This is a genomic window from Thioclava arctica (genome assembly GCF_040892615.1).
GTDB lineage: Bacteria > Pseudomonadota > Alphaproteobacteria > Rhodobacterales > Rhodobacteraceae > Thioclava > Thioclava arctica.
Window position 1 is genome coordinate 192,566 of the sequence record NZ_JBFRYC010000001.1, and the last position, 22,620, is coordinate 215,185.

Here is a 22,620-nt window from a genome sequence, read left to right on the forward strand (position 1 = left end):
GATTTGTCACATCATAAGCCAACGAGAACGCGTTTAACAAAAGCGCGCGACGCGTTTCAGCCTTGGCTCCCCACACGATCCAGGGCTGGCGGGCTCTGCCTGACGGACCCCAAGCCGTAGGGCAGAGCCTTGCCGCGCCAGTTTTGGGACGCTATGCGGTGGTTCATGGCAAAGCTCTATTTTCACTACTCGACGATGAATGCTGGCAAAAGCACATTGCTGTTGCAAGCCTCGTATAATTACATCGAACGCGGCATGGCGACGATGCTGATCACGGCCCGGCTGGACCTGCGGGCAGGCCACAATCAGATCGCAAGCCGGATCGGGATTGGGGCAGAGGCAGAAAGCTTCACGTCCGAGACCGATATGTTCGAAATGGTCAAGAAACGGTTGGATTCAGGCCCCTGTGCGTGCATTTTTGTTGATGAATCACAATTTCTGAACGAGGCCCAAGTCTGGCAATTGGCCCGGGCGGTCGACGATCTGGGCGTGCCGGTGATGTGTTACGGGCTGCGCGTCGATTTCCAAGGCAAGCTGTTTCCCGGCTCGGCGGCCTTGCTGGCGCTCGCTGATGAAATGCGCGAGGTGCGCACGATTTGCCATTGTGGGAAAAAGGCCTCGATGGTGGTGCGGATGGGGCCGGATGGCACCGCCCTGCATGACGGGGATCAAGTGCAGATTGGCGGCAACGAGACCTATGTCAGCCTGTGTCGCCGCCATTGGCGCGCGGCGATGGGCGAGCGCGTCTAGATCCGCTCGACCACAACCGATCCCACCGAATAGCCCGCCCCGAAAGAGCAGATCAACCCCAGATCGCCCGGGGCGAAGTCATTGGAATGTTTCGCAAACGCGATGATCGAGCCTGCCGATGACGTGTTGGCATAGTCTTGCAGGATATTGGGTTGCTCGCCGGGTTCCGGGTCGCGCCCCAGCACCTTGCGGCCCAGAAAATCGTTCATCGTTTTGTTGGCCTGATGCAGCCAGAGGCGGCGCAGATCTTCGGGCTTCACGCCGGTCTCTGCGAGATGCGCAAGAACGTGCTGCGCGACCATCGGCATCACCTCTTTGAACACTTTGCGACCCTCTTGCATGAACTGCATATCACGCCGATCCGCGACGCCATCGGGGCGGGTGCGACGCAGGAAACCGTTATTGTTGCGAATGTTATTGGAAAATTCCGTGGCGCAGCGCGAGGACCGGATCAAAAAGCCCTGCGTATCATCTTCGCGCCGCTCGATCAGGGTTGCGGTGGCGACATCGCCGAAGATGAAATGGCAATCGCGGTCGCGCCATTCGAGATGGCCCGAGGTGATCTCGGGGTTCACTACCAGCGCGCGGCGCACCGACCCGGTGCGGATCATGTCAGCAGCGGCCTGAATCCCGAAGGTCGCGGAGGAGCAGGCGACATTCATATCGAAAGCAAAGCCACCCGCCCCCAGAAGCTTTTGAATTTCAATCGCAATTGCGGGGTAAGCGCGTTCCATATTTGAGGCGGCGCAGATCACGAGATCGATGTCTTCGCCCTTGCGACTGGCCATTTCCAGCGCCTGATTGCAGGCATCGAGCGCGATTTCGGCCATGATGCCGGGCTCATCATCCGAGCGTTGACGCAAGCGCGGATACATCCGCGCGGGGTCCAGAACGCCGTCCTTGTCCATCACATAGCGCTGCTCGATCCCCGAGGCCTTGAGGATGAATTCCACCGAGGAATGATCCTTGGCCGCGACATCGCCTGCGGCAATCGCGGCGGCATTTTCGGCGTTGAAGAGGTCGGCATAGGCGTTAAAGCTCTCGACCAGTTCGGCATTGGTGATGGTTTGCGGCGGGGTGAAAACCCCGGTTCCGGTAATGACGGCTTGCTGCATCGGCTCCTCCTGTCCCAACACTCAGGTGGGGCGCGCAAAAGGTCAAGCGGTGACGCGATTGGGCGGCGCGTTGCCGTCCCGAAACGCGATCAGATTATCCACCGCCATATGCCCCATCGCATCGCGCACCTCCAGCGCAGCGGTGCCCAGATGCGGCAGTAACGTGACGTTATCCAGCGCGCGCAGGGCCGCAGGCACATCGGGTTCGTGTTCATACACGTCCAATCCAGCCCCGGCGATCCCTCCCGCTTGCAGGGCCGCAATCAGCGCGGTTTCCTGCACGATATCGCCGCGTGCGATGTTGATCAGATGCGCATGGGGTTGCAGTTTTGCGATCTCGGGCGCGCCGATGAGGTGATGCGTTGCTGGGCTTGCGGGCACGGCGATGACGACGAAATCGCACATTTTCAACAATTCGTCCTGGCTGACCTGACGGGCGGGCAGGCCGGGATCAGGCAGGGGGGAGCGTTTGGTAAACAGTACCTCCATGCCAAAGCCGTAATGGCAGCGCTTGGCGATTGCGGTACCGATCCGTCCCATGCCGATGATGCCCACGCGTTTGCCCGTCACGTGTTGGCCCAGAAACTGCGTTGGCGTCCAGCCGGTCCAGTCGCCACGCCGCACATAGCGCTCGCCCGCGCCTGCGCGCCGCGCGCTCATCAAGATCAGCGTCATCGCGATATCGGCAGTGGCATCGGTGACCGCGCCGGGCGTGTTGGAGACCGTGACGCCAGCGGCTTGGGCGGCGGCGACATCGATATGGTTATAGCCGACGCCGAAATTGGCGACCATTTTTGCGCGCGGCGGGGCGGCAAAGGTCTGCGCGTTTAGGCGATCCCCGAGCGTGACCAAAAGCGCGTCATAGTCAGCCAGCGCTTGCGCGGCCTCGTCGGCCTCCATCGGGGCTGCACCATTGCGAAAGGTCACGTCAAATTCGCGCGCCACACGGGCCTCGACCTCGGGGGTCAATTCACGGGTTACAAGCAGTTTCATCAAAACATCCTTCCGCCCAAGGGCACGTCTTGGCCAGGTCCAAGCAACACCACCTCGCCCTCGGCATCGGGGATGCCGAGCACCAGCGCCTCGGACATGAACGGGCCGATCTGGCGGGGCGGGAAATTCACCACGCCCAAGACCTGACGGCCGATAAGCTCTTCTGGTGTATAGTGTTTCGTGATCTGGGCAGAGGATTTCTTGACCCCGATCTCATCACCGTAATCGACCCAAAGCTTGATCGCGGGTTTGCGCGCTTCGGGGAAGGGTTCGGCGCGCAGCACGCATCCGACGCGAATATCGACCTTGAGGAAATCGTCAAAGCTGATCGTCATTTTCCCAGCTCCCGATTGCGGGCGATATTGGCGGCTACGGCGCGGCGCATCAGCGGCGCCATGCCGGTATCCGGGTCCATCAGCACCTCAAGCGCGGCTGCCGTAGTGCCGCCCGGAGAGGTGACGTTCTCGCGCAATTTGCCGGGCGTCTCATCGCTGCGCTCGGCCAATTCGCCCGCCCCGCCAACCGTCGCCTTGGCCAGTTGCAGCGCCAGGTCCGGGGCAAGCCCTTCGGCCTCGCCCGCTGCTGCCATTACTTCGATCAGGTGAAACACATAGGCCGGGCCCGAGCCCGAAACCCCGATCACCGCATCCATCTGATCTTCGTATTCCAGCCGCACGACCTGACCTACGCCGGTCATCAACTCTTCAGCCATATCAAGATCTTGGGCGGTGGCTTTCGGGTTGCCAACGATCGCCGTCACACCGCGCCCGATCGCGGCGGGGGTGTTGGGCATGGCGCGCACAAGGCGGGTGTCAGCGCCCAGCATCCGCTCATACCCGGCCATCGTGATGCCCGCCGCCACCGTCAGAAACAGCGTATCGCCCGCCGCCATCGCCGAAAGATGCGGCAAGGCATCGGCCATCATCTGCGGTTTGACCGCGACCAGTACCACGGCAGGATTTGCGGGAAGATCGGTGTTGAGATGTACACCTGCGTTTTGCAGCCAGTCAGCCGGATGCGGGTCAATCACCCAGACTGCGCCCGCAGACAAGCCCCCCTTGAGCAGCCCCTGCAAGATCGCGCCGCCCATTCGGCCGCAGCCCAAAATCACCAGACCACGTTTGGAAATACTGTCAAAACTCATGGTGCCCCCTTTGTGTTGGGGGCAGATTAGGCGCGCCCGTAGGCCTCTGCAATGGCGACCTGCATCGCATTCTCGGGAGTGCGCTCGCCCCAGGTCGCGAGTTGGAAGGCCGGGTAGAATCGCTCTGACGAGGCAACCGCCGCCCCGATCAACCGGTCGATCTGCTCGGGTCCGGGCATCTGACCGCCTGACAAGACCAGACCGTTGCGCCAGACCATCAGCCGTTGATCGGGCCAGAAGGTAAACGCACCTGTCCAAACCCGGTCATTGACGCGGTTCAAAAGGTCATAGAGTGCGGGCTCGCGCGCTGTGGGCGGGTCCATCTCGAAGGTGCAAATCAGGCGCAGGGTTTCATCACTGTCAGACCAGGCCAGCGTGATTGAATAGCTCCGCCATTGCCCCTCAACCGCCATCGCGATCTGGTCGTCGGTCACCCGGTCAAATTGCCAGTCATGCGCCTCCGCCAGCGTTTCCACGATGTCGATCGGGTGCAGTTCTTCGACGTTCAGATAGTCTTCACTCAGTGCCATGCTCGTATCCCCCTGCCTTCTTTGGCGCCCCGAGGTGCAGCTCCCCTAAGGCTTGTCGGCTATACAAGGATCGGCGGTTCACGCGCCTTTCCATACTACATATCGTGTAGGCGAGGAGGCGCTGTGTAAAGCAATTTCTGGTGGATAACCCGGGGCTGCACCACGATATCTGGGGATAGTCTATCCACAGCCTTCGGTGCGTCGATCAAGGAAACTTCGGCAACGCATTGATAAAAATCAGGTAATGCTGTTTTCGCGCAAAAATAGAGCGGCATCTGCGTTTTTGGGCCTTGGCCTGTCGTCTCTGTGGGGTTGGCGGGGCGCGGACCCTGTGAGAGTTTGAACGAACCGGGCGTTGCTTTCGCCACGCGCGCCGCTGCGATCACACAGGAGCCCTGCATGCGAGACAGCCTCATCAACCCGTATCGTGGCACTGGACTTGGGCTGGGCTGCGAGATGCCAATCAGCGATTCGCGCGCAGCGATGGCGTTGATCGCGCGCTGTCCCGCCTATGCCCCGACGCCGCTGCGCGATGTGCCCGCGCTGGCTGCCCTAACCGGCGTGGCGCAGGTTCTCATCAAGGATGAGCGAGACCGGATGGGCTTGGGCAGTTTCAAGGCGCTTGGGGCGGCGCATGCGATAGCGCAGGAGGCGGTTGAGGCGGGGGGCGACACGCCCGCGCAGGCGCTGCAGGGCCGGGTCTATGTCTGCGCAAGCGCTGGCAATCACGGGTTGTCGGTGGCGGCGGGGGCGCGAATTTTCGGGGCGCGCGCGGTGATCTATCTGGCCCAAAGCGTGCCCGAGGCCTTTGAAGAGCGTCTGCGCGCCAAGGGGGCCGAAGTGGTGCGCGCGGGCGAAACCTATGAGCAAAGCATGGCAGCCGCCCAAGCCGAGGCGCAAAGTCAGGGCTGGACGCTGCTGTCTGACAGCACTTGGCCGGGCTATATCACCCCGGCGCTGCGGGTGATGGAGGGCTATCTGGTCCTCGCCCACGAGATGTTGGCACAACTTGAAACCGCCCCGACCCATGTGCTGTTGCAAGCCGGGGTGGGCGGTTTGGCCGCGGCGGTGGCGGCGTTTATCCGCGCGAACTGGGGCGCGGCTCCGCAGATCATTGTCGTTGAACCCGACGCCGCGCCCGCCCTGATCGAAAGCATTCGCGCAGGCCATGTGGTGACGACCAGCGGCCCGGTTTCAATGATGGGGCGGCTGGATTGCAAGACCCCCTCGATGGTTGCGCTGGCAGGGCTGGCGCGCGATGCCGACCGCTTTGTCACGCTGTCAGAATCCGAGGCCGAGGCCGGGGTCGCGCAATTGGCCAAGCTGGGGCTTGCGACCACCGCGTCGGGCGGGGCGGGGCTGTGTGCCCTGATCGCGGGGCTTGATTTGGGCGCAGATGCGCGCGTGCTGGCGATCCTGAGCGAAACCCGCGAAGATGGCTGAGCGTTCGATGATCTTTGCCGCGCCAGAGTTTCGCGCGCGCACCGCGCGGCTGCAACGGGCGATGGCACGCGATGGGTTGGATGCGCTGTTGCTGACCCAGCCTGCCGATATTTTCTATGTCACCGGGTTTCTGACCCGGTTTTGGGAAAGCCCGGCGCGGGCGTGGTTTGTGATCGTGCCGGGCAGTGGCGAACCAGTCGCGGTGATTCCCGCGATCGGAGCTGATCTGATGGGGCGCTGCTGGATCAGCGATATCCGCACTTGGGCGGCGCCGGACCCGCGCGATGACGGCATCAGTTTGCTGGCCGCGAGTTTGCGCGAAACGCTGCCGGGCACGGGGCGTATCGGGGTTGCGATGGCCGCCGAGACCCATCTGCGCATGCCTCTGGCCGATTTCGCCCGCCTGCGTGAGAGGCTTGCGCCGCACCGCTTTGTGGATGGCACCAAAGCGCTGCACTCGGTGCGCGAGATCAAATCCGAGGCCGAGATCGACAAGATCCGCGCCGCCTGCCTATTGGCCGATCGCGCCTTTGCCCGCGTTCCAGAGTTTGTGCGCCCCGGTGCAGCCCTTGGCGATGTGTTTCGCAGCTTTCAGATCGCGCTGCTGCAAGAGGGCGCGGATTGGGTCAGCTATGTCGCGGGCGGGGCCGGGCAGGGCGGATATGGCGATGTGATCTCGCCAGCCGGGCCCGACCCGATCATGCCGGGCGATCTGGTGATGCTTGATACCGGGGCGGTGCGTGATGGCTATTTCTGCGATTTTGACCGGAATTTTTCGATCGGGCCTGCCAGCGATGCGCTGCGCCGGGCGCATGACGTTTTGTTCGCGGCGACCGAGCGCGCGCTGGTGCGTCTGCGCCCCGCGATGACGGCGGCACAGGCCCATGCGGTGATGGCAGAGGCGATTGTGCAAGCGGGCGCTGTGCCTTTGGGCGGGCGGTTGGGCCATGGGTTGGGCGTGACGCTGACCGAGTGGCCCTCGTTCACGCCCCTTGATCACACCGAGCTGCGCGAGGGGATGGTGTTGACACTTGAGCCGGGGTTACAGATCGCACCGGGCAAGATCATGGTGCATGAGGAAAACATCGTTCTGCGCGCAGACGGACCCGAGTTGCTCTCGCCCCGCGCGCCCGCGACATTGCCCGAAATCCGCCTATGACCCCGTTCCCCTATCAACTCACCGGGCCGATAGCAGAGACCGCTCTGGGTCTGATCGTGCTGCAAGCGGATGAAACGATCGAGCAGGATTTTCGCCGTCTTTTCAATGTTAAACAGACCTTGCTTTATGTCAGCCGTGTGCCCTCTGGCGATGCGCTGACGCCCGATACGATTGGCGAAATGGAACATCACCTGCCGCGTGCCGCCGCGCTGCTGCCCGCCTCGGTGCGCTTTGATGCACTGTGTTATGCCTGCACCTCGGGCACTGCGCTGATCGGGGCGGCGCGCGTGGCGCAGTTGATTGCGCGCGATCAGGGCACGGAGCGCGTTACCAACCCGCTGAGCGCGGCGATTGCGGCGCTTAAGGCGTCGGGCGCGCGTCGGGTCGGGATCGTGTCGCCCTATGTCGCCTCGGTCAGCGGCCCCATTCGTGCGGCCTTTCAAGACGCGGGGTTCGACGTTCCCGCCACCCTGTCTTTTGGCGAAGAGATCGAGGCACGCGTGGCGCGTATCGACCCCGATTCGATCAGCGCCGCAGCGCGCGCCTTGGCGCGCCAGACAAAGCTTGATGCGATCTTTCTGTCATGCACCAACCTGCGCACGCTCGACATTATTGATCCGCTTGAGGCCGAACTGGGGCTTGCGGTGCTTAGCAGCAATCAGGCGCTGGCCTGGCACATGGCCCAGATCGCGGGCGCGAAACTGTCACCCGATGCGCCGGGGCAGTTGTGCCGCCCCTGAAATGGCGCGCAACGCGAAATAAGGCGATGAACCACATTGGATTTGATCTGACAGGAAGCACGGTTTGGTGGAGCTGAGGGGGATCGAACCCCTGACCTCGTCATTGCGAACGACGCGCTCTCCCATCTGAGCTACAGCCCCTCACCGTGGCCGAATATTTCTCGCACGGGACGCGGCTTGTCAAGCGCTCGCCCCATGCTTCGACGCATTATTTCAGGCGTTCAGCGGCACATGCGATTTCACGAACTCGACCAGTTGCGCCGCCGGACGTGCCCCTGCGGCGCGCCCGACTTCGCGGCCCTTGGCAAACAGGATAAAGGCCGGGATGCCCTGAATGCGATAGCGCTGCGTGGCGGTCGGGTTGATCTGCGTATTGATCTTGGCAAGGCGCACATGCGGGCTGAGTTGCCCTGCCGCTTGTTGAAATTGCGGCGCCATTGCGCGGCACGGCCCACACCACGGCGCCCAGAAATCCACCAGCAGGGGCAGATCGTCTTTCTCGGCCTTGGCGAGGATCTTGAAATCGACTTCGGTCACTTTGCCTGTGATCAACTGGGCCCCGCAGGTGCCGCATTTTGCGCCCGCGCCCAGCTTGTCGCCCGGCACCCGGTTTGCCTGGCCGCATTCGAGACAGGTCACGCGATAGGATTGGGTCATTGCGCCCCTCCTTGAGACTATATTTGGCACTTATATCGGGGCGCATAGCACAGGTATCAAGGCGCAATCATGCCGCAGGGGGGCAATCCGCGCGCCTAGCGTTTGAGATACATAAACGCTCCGATCACGATCAGCCCGGCGATCACCGCCAGCGTGATTTTCACCGCGGACCATGGGCGATCGCCCCGCACACGGCCGGTCTGAGCGTTGACGATAAAGCGATAGGACCGACCGCGGAATTTATAGGCGGCCGTCCAGATCGGCAGCAGGATATGCTTGAAGGTCTCATCGGCGAAATTCGGGTCCATCGCGGTGATGCGCTGCTCATCGCCCCCGATATCGCGACGAATATCGGTCTGGATCACGCGGATCATCTCGACCTGCGCGGCGTGATGGCCCTCATGCAGCTCGACCGTGTAGCCCTCGGCAGAAAACCCCGCCAGATAGTCGCGCCGATAGACCTGCAAGGCGCTTAGATCCCACGGGCGCAGCGCGTCGATATAGGGCGGCGGGAGCGAGCGCGCGGCATAGATCACCACATCATCAAAGGCGCGCGCGACGTGCCCTGAAACCGCGCTCCAGCGGATGCGGCGCACCTGTTGCGTGCGCGGGCCCTTGTCGGTCTGGACGGTGCGCGATTCGTAATAGGCGTCGCCGCGCTGGCCCGAATAGCGGGTGCGGGTGCTTGCATCAAACGTCCAGAACGGTGCGTAAATGCCCGTCATGCGCCGCCCCTTGCGGGCGTATTGCGACAAGCCGTTGGGCGCAAACCACAGGCTGCCCAGCCATTTTGACAGCGCTGTGCGCGCCTGTTCCTCGGTCAGTTGAAAGGGTAGCACGCCTTGAGGTTTGATCAGGCGGCGCGTGCCGGTATCGGTGACAACGGGCGTGGCACAAAACGGGCATTGCGTGGAATGCTCGCCGTTTTGCAACTCGATCGAGGCGCCGCAATTGGGGCAAGACAGCGTGCGATGCTCTTCCATCTCGGGTTCTGGCAGGCCGCGCGCGAGGGCCTCTTGCAAGGGGATTTCGCGCAAGATCGCCTCGCCGCGCCCGGTGGCGGCGGGGATGTCTTGCACATGGCCGCAATGATCGCAGACCAACCGCGTCTGCCCCGGGGCAAAGCGCAGATCGGCCCCACAGCTTTCGCAGCTATAGTGGCTATCGCCCTGCGGATCTGTCGGAGGCGCTTGCACGCCCCGGCCAACTTTCGGCATCGAAAACATGAGTTTAGCCTGCAGGCGGGGGCGGGGGCGGCGCGATGGTGAATAGCTGCGCCAGCTCAGAAATATCCTCGGCGCGCATCCAGCCATCCTGACCGGGTGTCCACATCAGGCTGTCGCGCGTCAGGCTACCATCGGCAGCCATGCGCCCCAAATGTCCACGCCCAAAAGGCCCTTCGGTCTGACCGTTCACGGCCATGTGCCAGACCTTTTCCACGGGCGGCGGAGGCGGCGGCGGGGCAGCGGCGGCGGGGGCTTGCCCCCAAGGCCCGGCGGCCCCCATCTGATGGCCCATCGCCATGCCCATGCCCGCACCCATTCCAGCCCCCATCGCAGCGCCCATCCCCGCAGAGGCGGCAGAGCCCGGCTGGCCCATCGCCTCAGCGGCGTTGAACTGCATGTATTTGTTCACATCGCCCACGATTCCCATCGAAGTGCGCTTGTCCAGAACCGCCTCGACCGCCTCGGGCAGCGAGATATTCTCGATATAGAACTCGGGCAGGGACAGCCCGTAATTGCCGATGGTGGGTGCAATCGCCGTGGCCACCAGCTTGCCCATATCGGCAGTGTTGGCGGCCATATCCAGCACCGGAATGTTGGAACCCGCAATGGCGCGCGAGAATTCTTGCACGATGACGTTGCGCAGCTGATAGCTGATCTCGTCAGAGGTGAATTCGCCATCCGTGCCCACGATCTCGGTCAGGAACTTGCCCGGATCGGTGACGCGCATCGAATAGGTGCCAAAGGCTCGCAGCCGCACCGGGCCGAATTCAGGATCGCGCGTCATTACCGGGTTCTTGGTGCCCCATTTCAGATCGTTGATCCGGGTGGTGTTGACGAAATAGATCTCGGACTGGAAGGGCGATTTGAAGCCGTGATCCCAATGTTGCAGCGTGGTCAGGATCGGCAAGTTGTTGGTTTCGAGCATGTAAAGGCCGGGGCCGAACACATCGGCCAACTGGCCCTCATGCACGAACACCGCCGATTGCCCCTCGCGCACCGTCAGCTTGGCGCCGTATTTGATCGCATGGCCCTCGCGTTCAAACCGCCAGACCATCGTGTCGCGGGTGTCGTCAGTCCAGCCGATAACGTCGATGAACTCGCCCGAAAGGAAATCCAGAATACCCATGTCGTGTCGGTCCTTTTAGCTATTTGCCGCCATCATCTCGGCGGCGATTGTCTCGATAATCGGGCGCGCTTCGGCCTCGGCCATGCCCGGGCGCAGGCGCGGATCGTAAAGCATTTTGAGCAACATCTCATCATGATGCGTCAAAAGCGAGAATTCCTCGTCATCGTTGAAGATCGAGGGGCGCGCGCGCGGATAGTCATTGGCCAGACCCAGCCCCTGCGCCAGTTCTTCATGGATGCAGCTGGTGCGCAGCGCGGCGGGATGTTCGCCGCGAATGATCGCGACAGCTTGGGCGTAAACGGCACTATTGCCCTCGGAAAAGGCGAAGGCCACGCAATAGGTCGAGAGCGGCAGATCGGTGATCGCCTCGACCGATGCCTCGTCGATGCCCGGCACCAACTGGCGCAGGCGCGGGCCGATCGCGCGCCGCTCATCCTCGTTCAAGAACAGCACATGGAAGTTGCTGCCATGGTTCACGATCTCCACGCGATGGCCCGAGGCGCGCGCCAATTGACTGGCATAGGCGCTGACTTCGGCACGACCCGAGGCGCGATCGGCCATCGGGATCGAGGCGCCGAATTCGACCTGCATCGCCACCGGCGCTTGCCAGCGACGCAACCGCGAAACCGTCTGGCGGGCAACGAATCCACCCCCCGAGGGGGTATATTCATCATACAGCGCGACATGCACAAAATCATCCACCAGCTGGCGCTGACCAAAGGGCGCGTCGCGCGGGGCCACATCGGTGCGCAACTGGCCGCGCGCTTCCATTTCAGAGGTGATCTTGGCGTAATAAGCCATCAACTCGCGCGAAAGTTCGCTGCGCTGCGCAGCCTTGGATGCGCCAGACTGCGCGGGCGCGGGGGTCGGGCGCGGGGTGGTGCGCGGCGCATTGGGAGAGCCTGGCAACCCAACGCAGCCCGAGACCGCGAGACATCCCGCGAGCCCGGTCAGCCAGCGCAAAGCCCGCGCCCATATCATCAGGCGGCCCCGCCGCCCTGAGCCGAGGATTTCGCCGAAGCCAGCGTGTCGCGCAGCTTGTGCTCCATTTCGACCAGCTCGGTTTCGGCATCGGCGCGCTTGCGTTTGCCCTCATCAGCGATGCGCAGGCTGTCCTCGATCGTCGCGATCAGATCGGCATTGGCCGATTTCACCGCCTCGATATCGAACACGCCGCGCTCCATTTCGGTGCGGATCTCGGCATTGGCCTGACGCAGGTTCTTGGCGTTGGCGGTCAGCAATTCGTTGGTCAGATCATTAGCCTCGCGCACAGCACCCGCCGCCTCGCGCGAGCGCTGGATGGTGACCGCCTGCGCCAATTGGGTTTCCCAAAGCGGCACGGTATTCACCAGCGTCGAGTTGATCTTGGTGACCAGCGATTTGTCGTTTTCCTGCACCAGCCGGATCGAAGGCAGCGACTGCATCGTCACTTGGCGCGTCAGTTTGAGGTCATGCACCCGGCGTTCCAGATCGTCGCGCGCGGCACGCAGATCGCGCAATGCCTGCGCCTGCAGCACCTTTTCGTTTTCAGGTGCATCGGCGACCGCCTTTTCCATCGCGGGGATGTCGGTGGTGTCGATCTGGCGCAGCTTTTCGGTGCCCGCCGCGATGTACAGCGCCAATTCGTTATAGAATTTCAACGTCTTGTCATAGAGCATATCGAGCGATTTGATGTCCTTGAGCAGCTTGTGCTCATGGCTCAAAAGGCTGTCGGTGACCTTGTCGATCTGGCCCTGAACCTCTTCGAAGCGCGCCACGAAATTGGCGAACGGGGCGGCGCGTCCCAGCAGTTTTTCCCACCAAGACCGCGTGCGGCGCACATCCAGTTCGGACACCGAGAAGCCGCGGATCGTGGTCACGATCTGGCGCAGGCTGTCGCCCGCAGGCCCCACATCTTTGTTCTTAACACCCGAAAGCATCTCTTGGCTGATCGCCTGCAAATCATTTTGCGCGCGCGAACCAAACTGCACGATCGAGGTCGCATCGGTCATGTCCAATTCGGCCATGCGTTTGCGGATCGCCTCGGCCTCATCCGGGCTGGCCTGATCCAGCGGAATCACCTTTTCGGCGGGGGCGGGGTCGGCCAACAGCGCGCTGGTAACCCCTTCCATTTCAGTCATCAACTCGGCTGCCTTTATACGGGTCGTTTCGGTCATTGCTGGCCTCCTTGCGGCACTTTGGGCGCATCTACCCCTGCGTCAGTATAAGTTTCACCCCTGCTTGGGGGTCGTGGCAAGCCCTTCGCGGGCGAGCCGGTCGCGCAGCACTTCGATTTCAATATCAAGCCCCTCGCGGCCGTCAGCCATCATTTGTTTCGTGCGGGCGGTGAAATTGGTCTCCAGATCGCTCAAAAGCGACTCGTAATCATGGCGCGCATCCGCGTCGCGCGTGTTGCGCCACAGATCGGCGAATTTCACCGTCGCATCGCGCGCACCCTCTAGATAGACGGTCATGTAGCGCCGCGCGGTGGCCAGATCGCCGGGGTCTTCCTGCACCACGCGGAACAGATCGCGCGCGCTGGCCTCAAAGCGCGCGACCCGCTCGATCAGCGTGCGCTCGCCCGTGGGGGCAATCGCGCTGCGCATCGCGGTCAGATAGGTCTCGCCTTCCTTGACGACGCGTTCGACGCGCTCTTGCTGGAACGCATCAACACCGTCCATACCCTTGTTTTTCAACGGATCAAGCCCGAACGCGACCAGCGAGATCACCGTTCCAAGCGCCCCGATCGCGATGGATCCGATCAGTCCGACCTCGGGTGCCTGCGCGCCCACAGCCAGCCCCAGCCCGAACGCGATTGAGCCAAGGATCTTGCGCGGAAAGGCCGGGCGGCGGGCGGCGGCGCGTGCGGTATAGGCGAACTCGGCGCGCAGCCCTTCGCGGATCGTCCAAGCCGCGCCCGCAATCAGCGCAAAGGCCGCCAGTGCGCGGATCAGGGCAAACGGCCCCTCGCCAAACGCGCCCAGCAGAAACGGCGCGGCGGCCAGAGTGATCCAGACGGGGCGATTTTCCTCGGGGTGGCGCGCGACGGGGCGGCGATGGGCCGGGATCGGTCCGGTTTCGGGTGTGGAATGGGGATCGGGCGAATATTTGCCGCCAAAGCGCTGGGCCATCAGACGCTCCCTGTCAGCGCGACCGATAGGGTCAACGCAAGCATCAGCCAGAATGCGATCCGCTTTTGCGCCGTGCGCGACATGGGCCACCCTCCGATTTCAGCGCAGATTTTTCTGCGCCTCACCTTAATTTATAGGTAGCCCGGCGGGTTTGCGCCAGAGGTGGGATGTTAAATTCGCGTAAACCCGCCGAGGGGAATTTTGTGCTCAAATTCCCCTCTGAACAGATGTGATCAGCCGCGCGAGCCGCCGCGCGAGCTATTGCCGCCCGGACGACCGCCCGGTTTGCCAGCGTAACCGCCGCCGGGTTTGCCGCCGCCGGGTCTGCCACTGTAGCCGCCACCGGGTTTGCCACCACCGGGCTTGCCCGCAAAGCCACCACCGGGTTTGCCGCCCGGTTTGCCGCTATAGCTGCCGCCGGGCCTGCCACCGCCGGGCTTGCCACCATAGCCGCCGGGTTTGCCGCCGCGCTGGTCGTCATCGCGGTGCGATTTGAAACCTTCGGAGCGTGACGGACCGCCCGGCTTGCCGCCATGCGATTTGAACCCACCCGAGCGCGGCTTGTCCCCGAAAGCGGGCTTATCCCCACGCGGTTTGCCGTAAGTGGGCTTGTCGCCACGCGGACGCTCATCACGGTCCCCACGCGGTTTGCCGTAAGTGGGCTTGTCGCCACGCGGACGCTCATCACGGTCCCCACGCGGTTTGCCGTAAGTGGGCTTGTCGCCACGCGGGCGATCATCACGGTCCCCACGCGGTTTGCCATAAGCGGGCTTGTCGCCACGCGGGCGATCATCACGATCCCCACGCGGTTTGCCGTAAGTGGGCTTGTCGCCACGCGGACGGTCATCACGGTCCCCACGCGGTTTGCCGTAAGCAGGCTTGTCGCCACGCGGGCGATCATCGCGGTCCCCACGCGGCTTGCCATAGGCAGGCTTATCACCACGCGGGCGATCATCGCGGTCCCCACGCGGTTTGCCATAAGCGGGCTTATCGCCACGCGGGCGATCATCGCGATCCCCACGCGGTTTGCCATAGGCGGGCTTGTCGCCACGCGGACGATCATCGCGGTCCCGTTTGAAATCGGGCTTGTCACCCGTGGGGCGGGGGCCGCGCGGGCGGTCGCCACGGGGGCGGTCGCGATGCGGGCGCTCCTCAGAGTCGCCCCCTGTGTCCATCCCGGTCAGTAGCCGGTCGCCAAGCTGATCGCGCAGCATCCGGCGTTTCACCTCGACCACGTCACCGGGCTGCATGTCGATCAGGCGGAACGGCCCATAGCTCAGCCGGATCAGGCGGTTCACCACCAGACCCACTTCGGACATGGCGCGACGAATTTCGCGGTTCTTGCCCTCGCGGATGCCCACGGTCAGCCACGCATTCGCGCCTTGCTGACGATCAAGGCTGATCTCCATCGGCTGGAAATCTTCGCCATCGATCGTGATCCCACGGCGCAGCGGGTCAAAGGTTGCCTCGGTCGGGCGACCATTCACGCGCACACGATATTTGCGCAGCCAGCCGGTTTCGGGCAATTCCAGACGGCGTTTCAACCCGCCATCATTGGTCAACAGCAACAGCCCCTCGGAGTTGAGGTCAAGCCGCCCCACGTTCAACACGCGCGGCATCCCCTCGGGCATTTCGTCAAACACGGTGCGCCGGCCTTGCTCGTCCTTCTCGGTCGTGACCAGACCGAGCGGCTTGTAATACAGCCACAGCCGGGTTTCTTGCGGCGCATCAATCGGTTTGCCGTCGATGGTGACCTTATCTTTCAGCGAGACATCCAGCGCGGGCGTGTCGATTTTCTTGCCGTTCACCGAGACGCGGCCAGCGAGGATCATCTTCTCAGCGTCACGGCGCGAGGCCACGCCAGAGCGCGCAATCACCTTGGCGATGCGTTCGTTTTGCGACGGTTTGGGGGCGGGGGTGTCATTCATGACGAAAATCCTTCTAAGGGAGGGGGCGCCGGACTCACTCGGGTGCCAAGGCGGGTGATCTACACCTTTGTGCGGCGCTTGCAAAGCACCTTGATTGGCGCGGACGGCTGGGCGATGAAGGGCCATGGAATTTCGGTCTTTCATGCAACAGGCGCTCGATGAGGCACGCGCGGCGGGCGCGCGTGGCGAGGTGCCTGTGGGCGCGGTCGTGGTCTCGCCCGCAGGCGTGGTCGTGGCACGCGCGGGCAATCGCACACGCGAGTTGAACGACCCGACCGCCCATGCCGAGGTGCTTGCACTGCGCGCGGCCTGTGCGCAGGCGGGCTCGGAACGGCTGCCCGGTCATGATCTGTATGTCACGCTGGAACCTTGCCCGATGTGCGCCTCTGCGATTAGCCAAGCCCGCATCGCGCGGCTGTATTACGGCGCGAGTGATCCGAAATCGGGCGGTGTGGCGCAGGGGCCGCGGGTGTTTTCCCATCCGCAGTGCCATCACGTCCCCGAGGTCTATGACGGGATCGCGGGCGGGGCGGCTGAGGCGCTGCTCAAGGACTTCTTTGCGCAACGGCGCTAGGGGGCTCGTCTGGACTTGCAGCGCGATCTCTGACACATAGCGCGCCTAAGGGCAGCAATCTCTGTGCCCCTCATCAAATCAAAATTGACCCAGAAGGAGCGAGGATGCGTTCGCACTTGCGTCTGCGCGTGGGCGGTTTGGCCGCCTATCAACACGAACTGAAATGGATCGCGCTTGCGCTTGGCATCGCCTCTACCATCGCCATCGTGCAGAACTGGTATCCGCTCAACCTATTCCTAAGCCTGCCGTTTTGCATGATCTGGGCCTATCACGCCTGGCTGCATACCGAACGCCAGCTAAAATATATCAACCTGCTGTTTATCGCCTTCTACATCTATGGAATTGCGCGCTATTTCGTAATCGCGCAGGGCGCGGCCTAAGCGGGCCTTGCCTCTGGCGCGCCAAGCAGGAATAGTCGCGACAGCCCAACAAGTGCCGGATACCGCAATGAGCCCTCCCGACGAGACGATCCTCAAACAAGCCCGCCAGTTCATCGAGGCGATCCCGCATTCCCACGCGCTGGGGATGACGCTGGACGAGATCGGGGCGGGCTATGCGGTGCTTTCGATGCCCTATGACGAACGGCTGATCGGCGATCCGCGCACGGGGGTTATTCATGGCGGCGCGGTTTCCGCCCTGATGGATACCTGTTGCGGGGCCGCCGTGATGAGCCATCCGCAGGCCGGGTTTTCGACCGCGACGCTGGATTTGCGCATCGATTATATGCGCCCCGCCACGCCCGGTCATCGCATTACGGCTCGTGCGGAATGCTACCATGTCACGCGCTCGGTTGCGTTCGTGCGCGCATCTGCGCATGACGAGGAAGACGGCATCCCCGTTGCCGCCGCAACCGGCGCCTTCACCGTGAGCCGGCGGGAGGGCGCAGCATGACCCGCCCCAAGCCAGAACCCGTTCAGCAGGTTAAGCAGCGTCGCGACGGCGCGTTGCGTGCGTTGGTTGATGGCGTGCCTTATGCGCGCTTCCTTGGTATCCAGTTTGACCGGCGTGGCGATGAGTTGACCGCCATTCTGCCCTTTAATGACAAGCTGATCGGCAACCCGATGCTGCCCGCGCTGCATGGTGGGGCGACCTCGGCGTTTCTTGAGGTCACGGCGATCATCGAACTCAGTTGGGCCTTCCTCTGGGAGGATATCGAGGCGGGCCGGATCGACCTTGATAAGCTTGCCCCGATGTCGCTGCCGCGCTTGCCGAAAACCATTGATTTCACAGTGGATTACCTGCGCTCTGGCCTGCCGCGCGATGCCTATGCCCGCGCCCGCGTCAATCGCTCGGGGCGGCGTTATGCCAGCGTGCATGTCGAGGCATGGCAGGACAATCGCACCAAGCTGTTTGCGCAGGCCACGGGCCATTTCCTGATGCCCCCGCGCGAGACCGATGGCTGAGATCACCCACGCGCGGGTTCTCAAAATCGCGCTGCCGATCGTTCTGTCCAACGCCACGATCCCGATTCTGGGCGCGGTCGACACCGGCGTTGTCGGCCAGCTCGGCCTGCCTGCGCCAATCGGGGCGGTGGGGATTGGCGCGGTGATCTTGTCGTCGATCTATTGGATTTTCGGCTTTTTGCGGATGGGCACAACGGGGCTTGTCAGCCAAGCCCATGGCACGGGCGACACGGTCGAGGTTTCGGCGGGATTGATGCGCGCGCTGATCATCGCGGCGGCGGCAGGCTTGGCGCTGGTGGCGCTGCAAATTCCGATCTTTTGGGCGGCGTTTCGGCTGGCGCCGGCCAGTGCCGAGGTCGAAAGCCTTGCCCGTGATTACCTGCAAATCCGGATCTGGGGCGCGCCGCTGACGATCTCGCTTTATGCTTTTACCGGCTGGCTGATCGCGCTGGAGCGCACGCGCAGTGTGCTGGTGCTGCAGGTGGCGATGAATGCGCTGAATGTGACGCTGGATCTGTGGTTCGTGCTGGGGCTTGGCTTTGGCGTCAAAGGGGTCGCGGTGGCCACGCTGATTTCGGAACTTGGTGGCGTGGCGCTGGCGCTTTGGCTGACGCGGGCGGCGTTTATGGGCGGTTTATGGCGGGCCCGCGCGATCTTTGATCGGGTCAAGCTGGGCGTGATGGCACGGGTCAATAGCGATATCATGATCCGCTCGGTGCTGCTGCAAGCCAGCTTTACCACGTTCCTGTTTCTGGGCGCGGGGCAGGGCGATGTGACCTTGGCCGCCAATCAGGTGCTGCTGCAATTTCTGGAAATCACGGCATTCGCGCTTGATGGGTTTGCGTTTTCCGCCGAAAGCCTGGTGGGCCAAGCGGTGGGCGCGCGCTCGGTCTCGCGGATGCGGCGCGCGGCCATCGTAGCCGCGCAATGGGGCGTTGGGGGCGCGGCCCTGCTGGGGGTAGTGTTCTTTCTCGCCGGGCCTTGGATCGTGGATGTGATGACCACGGCCCCCGAGGTGCGCTTGGCCGCGCGCAGCTATCTGCCTTGGATCGCTATCGCCCCGGTGATCGGTATCGCAAGCTGGATGTTTGACGGTATTTTCATCGGCGCGACGCTGACGCGCGAGATGCGCAACGCGATGTTTGTCTCGGTGGCGATCTATGTCGTGGCGCTGCTGATCCTGATCCCGGCCTTTGGCAATCACGGGTTATGGGCAGCGTTGATGGTGCTCAATGGCGCGCGTGGATTGGCGATGGCGCGGCTGTATCCGCGCGCCGAGGCAAAAGCCGCGGGGTAGGGGGGCAGCGCCCCCCAACCTGTCTTAGCGCGAGCGCACCATACCCATGATGTCATAGGTCTGCGCAAGGATCGGGCGCGCGATGGCATCGGCTTTATCTGCGCCTTGGCCCAAAATCGCGTCGATCTCGGCAGGGTCGGCCATCAGGCGCGCCATTTCGGTGCTGATCGGGCTGAGCTTGGCAACCGCCAGATCGGCCAGCGCGGGTTTGAACGTCCCGAACCCTTTGCCGCCATATTCGCCCAACACCTGCGCCGGGGTCATATCGGCCAAAGCGGCGTAGATATTCACCAGATTGCGCGCCTCGGGACGGTCTTTGAGCCCCTCGATCTCGGCGGGCAATTCGGCCGGGTCGGTGGTGGCCTTGCGGATTTTCTTGGCGATCGTGTCGGCATCATCGGTCAAGTTGATGCGGCTGGCATCCGACGGGTCGGATTTCGACATTTTCTTCGTGCCATCGCGCAAGCTCATGACGCGGGTGGCGGTGCCCTCGATCAGCGGTTCGGGGGCGGGGAAGAAATCGACCTTGAAGTCATGGTTGAACTTGGCCGCGATATCGCGCGTCAGCTCGACATGTTGCTTCTGATCTTCGCCCACTGGCACCATCGTCGCGTGATAGACCAAAATGTCCGCCGCCATCAGCGCAGGGTAGGCGTATAGCCCCAGCGAGGCTTTCTCGGCATTCTTGCCCGCCTTGTCCTTGAACTGGGTCATCCGGTTCATCCAGCCCAGACGCGCCACGCAATTGAGCGCCCAAGCCAGTTCTGCATGGGCCGAAACCTGGCTTTGGTTGAACAGGATCGAGCGCGCCGGATCGACACCCGAGGCGATAAAGGCTGCCGCCGCCTCGCGAGTCTGGCGGCGCAGCGCTTCGGGGTCTTGCCAGACGGTGATGGCGTGCAGATCGACGAGGCAATAGATCGTCTCGATCCCCTCATCCTGTTTTTGTGCAAAGCGTTTCAACGCGCCAAGGTAGTTGCCCAGCGTCAGCCCGCCCGAGGGCTGGATGCCGGAAAAAACCCGGGGTTTGAAATTGGCGTTGAGGGGGGGGATTTGGTCGCTCATCATCTTGCTCCTGAGGGCGCGCGGGGGTTGGAGGCCCGCACGGGGGTGGAATTCCGCCTTGTGCTCGCTTATCGCTAAAGCGCGCGGGACGTCAACCAAGCCCGCGCCCAAACGGAGCGCCCATGCACGAAGGTTATAACGAGAACCCGATCAACCCTTTGCCGCCCATCGTGTGGCTGCTGGCGCTACCGATCATTGCGACCGAATTGTTCTTTGGCTTGGGTGCGAGCGGTCTGATGAGCGCGGCTGATGCGGCGGGCTGGCGCCTTGATGCGTTGCAGAAATTCGCGTTCTCGCCGCAGGTGTTGCGCGCGATGATCGACACCGGGCAATATCCGCCCCAGCAGATGCTGCGACTGGTGACCTACCCGTTTGTGCATGCCAGCGTGACGCAGGCGATTTTCGTGCTCGTATTCCTGCTGGCGCTGGGCAAAATGGTGGGCGAGTTGTTTTCCAATCTCGCCGTGGCAGTGGTGTTCTTGGGCTCAAGCGTGATCGGGGCGCTGGTTTATGGCTTGCTGCCCTTCACGCAGGTCGGGCTTTATGGCGGCTATCCGGGCGATTACGGGCTGATCGGTGCGTTCACCTGGATCTTGTGGACGCGGTTGGGACAGGAGAATGCCAACCAGATGCGGGCGTTTTCGCTGATCGGGGCCTTGATGGGCATCCAGCTGATCTTTGCGATGATCTTTGGCGCGCGCCCCGATTGGATCGCGGATATTGTGGGCTTTGTGTCCGGTTTCACGCTTAGCTTCTTTGTGGCGCCGGGCGGGATGAAGCGCGCGTTGCAGCGCTTGCGCAAGCGTTAAGCGCCGCCTTTTCCCCGGCGCATCGCGGCGCGGAAGTCGGCGAAATGCACCGCGCCGATGGCGATGGCGGTGCCGAAATAGGCGATCATCCCAACGATCACGAGGCCCAGCATCGCCAGCCCGCGTAGCCCCGGCGCGGTAAAGGCCGCCGGGAACGCCCAGCAGATCGCCCAGACCAGCGCGCCCATGACGGCCGCCGAGACGATGATACGCGGCACGCGGCGCAGAAAACGGGCGTCAAACCGCGCCGCCTCGCCCATCGAACGCGCGCCAAGCCACAGCTGCGCCACCATCGCCCAGCCTGCCAGCGTGGTGCCCACCGCCGCCGAGAGATAGCCGATGAACGGCGCAAGCCCGACCGCGATCACCACATTCACCCCCATCGCCACCAGCGCGTAATTAAACGGCGTGCGGGTGTTCTCGCGCGAAAAATACAGCGGTTGCAGCACTTTTTGCAGCACGAAAGCGGGTAGGCCGAGGCCGTAAATCGCCACAGCCCAAGCGGTCGCGACGCTATCGGCATGGGTGAAACGCCCGCGCTCAAACAGCACCGACACGATGGGCAGCGCAGCCACCAACAGCGCAATCGCCGGGCCGATGGTTAGCAGCAGCGCGAATTCGCCCGCGCGCGAAAACGAATAGCGCCCGCCCGCCACGTCACCCGCGCGCAACCGGCGCGACAGATCGGGCAGCAGCACCACGCCAATCGCGATCCCGACCACGCCAAGGGGCAGTTGATACAGCCGATCCGCGTAGTTGAGCCACGCAATCGCGCCGTCGAACTGCGAGGCGACCTGACGACCCACCAGCAGGTTGATCTGCACCACGCCGCCCGCCAGCATCGCAGGGATTGCGATGCGGATCAGGCGTTTCATATCGGGGCTCAGACGGGGGCGAGCGGGCACGATCTTGAACCCGGCCCGCCACGCTGCGATCCAGACCAGCGTCAGTTGCGCCACGCCCGCGATCGGCACGGCCCAAGCCAGCGCTGGTCCGATCGGCCAGCCAAAGTGATCGGCCAGTATCATCGCCGCAACGAAGGTCACGTTCAGCAAGACAGGCGCGGCGGCAGCGGCCGCGAAATGGCCTGCTGCATTCAGCACACCCGACAGCAGCGCACCGAGCGAGATGAACAGAATATAGGGAAATGCGATGCGGCCATATTGGGTGGCAAGTGCGAAACGCTCATCCGCGGCGAAACCCGAGGCCATCGCCAGCACCAGCCACGGCATCAAGGCAATCGCAACCACACTCAGCGCGATCAGAACGGTTATCAGCCCGCCCATGGCCTCGCGCGCGAAGCCTTGGGCATTCTCGCCGCCCTCAAGTTTCTTCGAGAAGATCGGGATAAAGGCGGTGTTGAACGCGCCCTCGGCAAAGAAGCGGCGAAACAGGTTGGGCAGCGAGAAGGCGATCAAAAACGCCTCGGCCACCGGGCCAGCACCCAGATAGGCCGCGATCATCATGTCGCGCGCAAATCCCAGCACGCGGCTCGCCATTGTCCAGCCGCCCACCGTCAGGAAGCCGCGCACCAGCCGGATCGGTTTCATC

At 63.1% G+C, this 22,620-nt stretch carries 24 protein-coding genes and 1 tRNA gene; 10 read left to right on the forward strand and 15 right to left on the reverse strand.

What is annotated here, in order from left to right; translation table 11 throughout:
- The first annotated feature begins 165 nt into the window (after nt 1–165).
- Nucleotides 166–750 carry a thymidine kinase gene (locus tag AB4874_RS01040; protein WP_295535443.1) on the forward strand — a complete coding sequence of 195 codons (585 nt, stop codon included), beginning with the start codon at nt 166–168 and terminating at the stop codon, nt 748–750.
- Here the strand turns inward: AB4874_RS01040 and AB4874_RS01045 are convergent.
- Genes AB4874_RS01045 through AB4874_RS01065 form a run of 5 tightly spaced genes read right to left on the reverse strand, consistent with a single transcriptional unit; the run spans nt 747 to nt 4,532 of the window.
- Nucleotides 747–1,865: a beta-ketoacyl-ACP synthase III gene (locus tag AB4874_RS01045; protein ID WP_368390611.1), complete on the reverse strand. Its 1,119-nt coding sequence runs from the start codon at nt 1,863–1,865 to the stop codon at nt 747–749. The genes AB4874_RS01040 and AB4874_RS01045 overlap by 4 nt on opposite strands.
- Before the next feature lie 42 nt (nt 1,866–1,907).
- On the reverse strand, nt 1,908–2,858 hold the full coding sequence (locus AB4874_RS01050; protein WP_368390612.1) for a 2-hydroxyacid dehydrogenase: 951 nt from the start codon (nt 2,856–2,858) through the stop codon (nt 1,908–1,910).
- Entirely contained in the window at nt 2,858–3,193 is a 336-nt protein-coding gene (locus AB4874_RS01055) for a tRNA-binding protein (RefSeq protein WP_295535434.1), read from the reverse strand. The genes AB4874_RS01050 and AB4874_RS01055 overlap by 1 nt, the downstream gene beginning before the upstream one ends.
- Nucleotides 3,190–4,002: a pyrroline-5-carboxylate reductase gene (proC, locus tag AB4874_RS01060; protein WP_368390613.1), complete on the reverse strand. Its 813-nt coding sequence runs from the start codon at nt 4,000–4,002 to the stop codon at nt 3,190–3,192. Before proC ends, AB4874_RS01055 begins: the two co-directional genes overlap by 4 nt.
- 26 nt (nt 4,003–4,028) lie before the next feature.
- A complete protein-coding gene (locus AB4874_RS01065) occupies nt 4,029–4,532 on the reverse strand; it encodes a type III secretion system chaperone family protein (protein WP_368390614.1) in 504 nt (167 codons plus the stop codon).
- A gap of 399 nt (nt 4,533–4,931) precedes the next feature.
- Between AB4874_RS01065 and AB4874_RS01070 the strand changes: the two genes are divergently transcribed.
- Genes AB4874_RS01070 through AB4874_RS01080 form a run of 3 tightly spaced genes read left to right on the forward strand, consistent with a single transcriptional unit; the run spans nt 4,932 to nt 7,874 of the window.
- Nucleotides 4,932–5,975 (forward strand): pyridoxal-phosphate dependent enzyme, encoded by a 1,044-nt coding sequence (locus AB4874_RS01070; protein WP_368390615.1) that lies wholly within the window; start codon nt 4,932–4,934, stop codon nt 5,973–5,975.
- The gene (locus tag AB4874_RS01075) at nt 5,968–7,134 is read left to right on the forward strand and encodes a M24 family metallopeptidase (RefSeq protein WP_368390616.1); all 1,167 of its coding nucleotides are present in this window, start codon (nt 5,968–5,970) and stop codon (nt 7,132–7,134) included. The genes AB4874_RS01070 and AB4874_RS01075 overlap by 8 nt, the downstream gene beginning before the upstream one ends.
- A complete protein-coding gene (locus tag AB4874_RS01080; protein ID WP_368390617.1) occupies nt 7,131–7,874 on the forward strand; it encodes a maleate cis-trans isomerase family protein in 744 nt (247 codons plus the stop codon). Before AB4874_RS01075 ends, AB4874_RS01080 begins: the two co-directional genes overlap by 4 nt.
- Nucleotides 7,875–7,939: 65 nt before the next feature.
- Here the strand turns inward: AB4874_RS01080 and AB4874_RS01085 are convergent.
- The 8 genes from AB4874_RS01085 to AB4874_RS01120 all read right to left on the reverse strand — a co-directional run bounded on the left by AB4874_RS01085 (nt 7,940) and on the right by AB4874_RS01120 (nt 15,921).
- Nucleotides 7,940–8,015 (reverse strand) — tRNA-Ala (locus AB4874_RS01085).
- Between the two features lie 72 nt (nt 8,016–8,087).
- Nucleotides 8,088–8,531, reverse strand: a complete 444-nt coding sequence (gene trxC, locus AB4874_RS01090; RefSeq protein ID WP_368390618.1) for a thioredoxin TrxC — start codon at nt 8,529–8,531, stop codon at nt 8,088–8,090.
- Between the two features lie 95 nt (nt 8,532–8,626).
- On the reverse strand, nt 8,627–9,757 hold the full coding sequence (locus AB4874_RS01095) for a TFIIB-type zinc ribbon-containing protein (protein ID WP_438273429.1): 1,131 nt from the start codon (nt 9,755–9,757) through the stop codon (nt 8,627–8,629).
- Between the two features lie 4 nt (nt 9,758–9,761).
- On the reverse strand, nt 9,762–10,883 hold the full coding sequence (locus tag AB4874_RS01100; RefSeq protein ID WP_368390619.1) for an SPFH domain-containing protein: 1,122 nt from the start codon (nt 10,881–10,883) through the stop codon (nt 9,762–9,764).
- Nucleotides 10,884–10,898: 15 nt separating this feature from the next.
- Entirely contained in the window at nt 10,899–11,864 is a 966-nt protein-coding gene (locus AB4874_RS01105; RefSeq protein ID WP_368390620.1) for a DUF2927 domain-containing protein, read from the reverse strand.
- Entirely contained in the window at nt 11,864–13,039 is a 1,176-nt protein-coding gene (locus tag AB4874_RS01110; protein ID WP_368390621.1) for a toxic anion resistance protein, read from the reverse strand. The genes AB4874_RS01105 and AB4874_RS01110 overlap by 1 nt, the downstream gene beginning before the upstream one ends.
- Before the next feature lie 54 nt (nt 13,040–13,093).
- Nucleotides 13,094–13,993 (reverse strand): 5-bromo-4-chloroindolyl phosphate hydrolysis family protein, encoded by a 900-nt coding sequence (locus AB4874_RS01115; RefSeq protein WP_295535407.1) that lies wholly within the window; start codon nt 13,991–13,993, stop codon nt 13,094–13,096.
- Between the two features lie 233 nt (nt 13,994–14,226).
- Nucleotides 14,227–15,921 carry a pseudouridine synthase gene (locus AB4874_RS01120; protein ID WP_368390622.1) on the reverse strand — a complete coding sequence of 565 codons (1,695 nt, stop codon included), beginning with the start codon at nt 15,919–15,921 and terminating at the stop codon, nt 14,227–14,229.
- A 124-nt stretch (nt 15,922–16,045) separates the two neighbouring features.
- On the opposite strand from AB4874_RS01120, the gene AB4874_RS01125 reads away from it, so the two are divergent.
- From AB4874_RS01125 to AB4874_RS01145, 5 genes are all read left to right on the forward strand, one after another.
- A complete protein-coding gene (locus tag AB4874_RS01125) occupies nt 16,046–16,495 on the forward strand; it encodes a nucleoside deaminase (protein ID WP_368390623.1) in 450 nt (149 codons plus the stop codon).
- A gap of 104 nt (nt 16,496–16,599) precedes the next feature.
- Nucleotides 16,600–16,875, forward strand: a complete 276-nt coding sequence (locus AB4874_RS01130) for a peptidase (RefSeq protein ID WP_295535402.1) — start codon at nt 16,600–16,602, stop codon at nt 16,873–16,875.
- Nucleotides 16,876–16,942: 67 nt separating this feature from the next.
- On the forward strand, nt 16,943–17,386 hold the full coding sequence (locus AB4874_RS01135; RefSeq protein ID WP_295535399.1) for a PaaI family thioesterase: 444 nt from the start codon (nt 16,943–16,945) through the stop codon (nt 17,384–17,386).
- Nucleotides 17,383–17,898: a PaaI family thioesterase gene (locus AB4874_RS01140; protein WP_295535397.1), complete on the forward strand. Its 516-nt coding sequence runs from the start codon at nt 17,383–17,385 to the stop codon at nt 17,896–17,898. Before AB4874_RS01135 ends, AB4874_RS01140 begins: the two co-directional genes overlap by 4 nt.
- Complete coding sequence (locus tag AB4874_RS01145; RefSeq protein WP_295535392.1) at nt 17,891–19,195, forward strand: MATE family efflux transporter; 1,305 nt, start codon at nt 17,891–17,893, stop codon at nt 19,193–19,195. The genes AB4874_RS01140 and AB4874_RS01145 overlap by 8 nt, the downstream gene beginning before the upstream one ends.
- 24 nt (nt 19,196–19,219) lie before the next feature.
- On the opposite strand, the gene trpS is transcribed toward AB4874_RS01145, so the two are convergent.
- On the reverse strand, nt 19,220–20,260 hold the full coding sequence (trpS, locus tag AB4874_RS01150; RefSeq protein ID WP_368390624.1) for a tryptophan--tRNA ligase: 1,041 nt from the start codon (nt 20,258–20,260) through the stop codon (nt 19,220–19,222).
- Between the two features lie 122 nt (nt 20,261–20,382).
- Here trpS and AB4874_RS01155 point away from each other — a divergent pair, with 122 nt between their 5' ends.
- On the forward strand, nt 20,383–21,069 hold the full coding sequence (locus tag AB4874_RS01155; RefSeq protein ID WP_295535874.1) for a rhomboid family intramembrane serine protease: 687 nt from the start codon (nt 20,383–20,385) through the stop codon (nt 21,067–21,069).
- Here the strand turns inward: AB4874_RS01155 and murJ are convergent.
- A complete protein-coding gene (murJ, locus tag AB4874_RS01160; protein ID WP_368390625.1) occupies nt 21,066–22,619 on the reverse strand; it encodes a murein biosynthesis integral membrane protein MurJ in 1,554 nt (517 codons plus the stop codon). The genes AB4874_RS01155 and murJ overlap by 4 nt on opposite strands.
- Nucleotide 22,620: the final 1 nt, after the last annotated feature.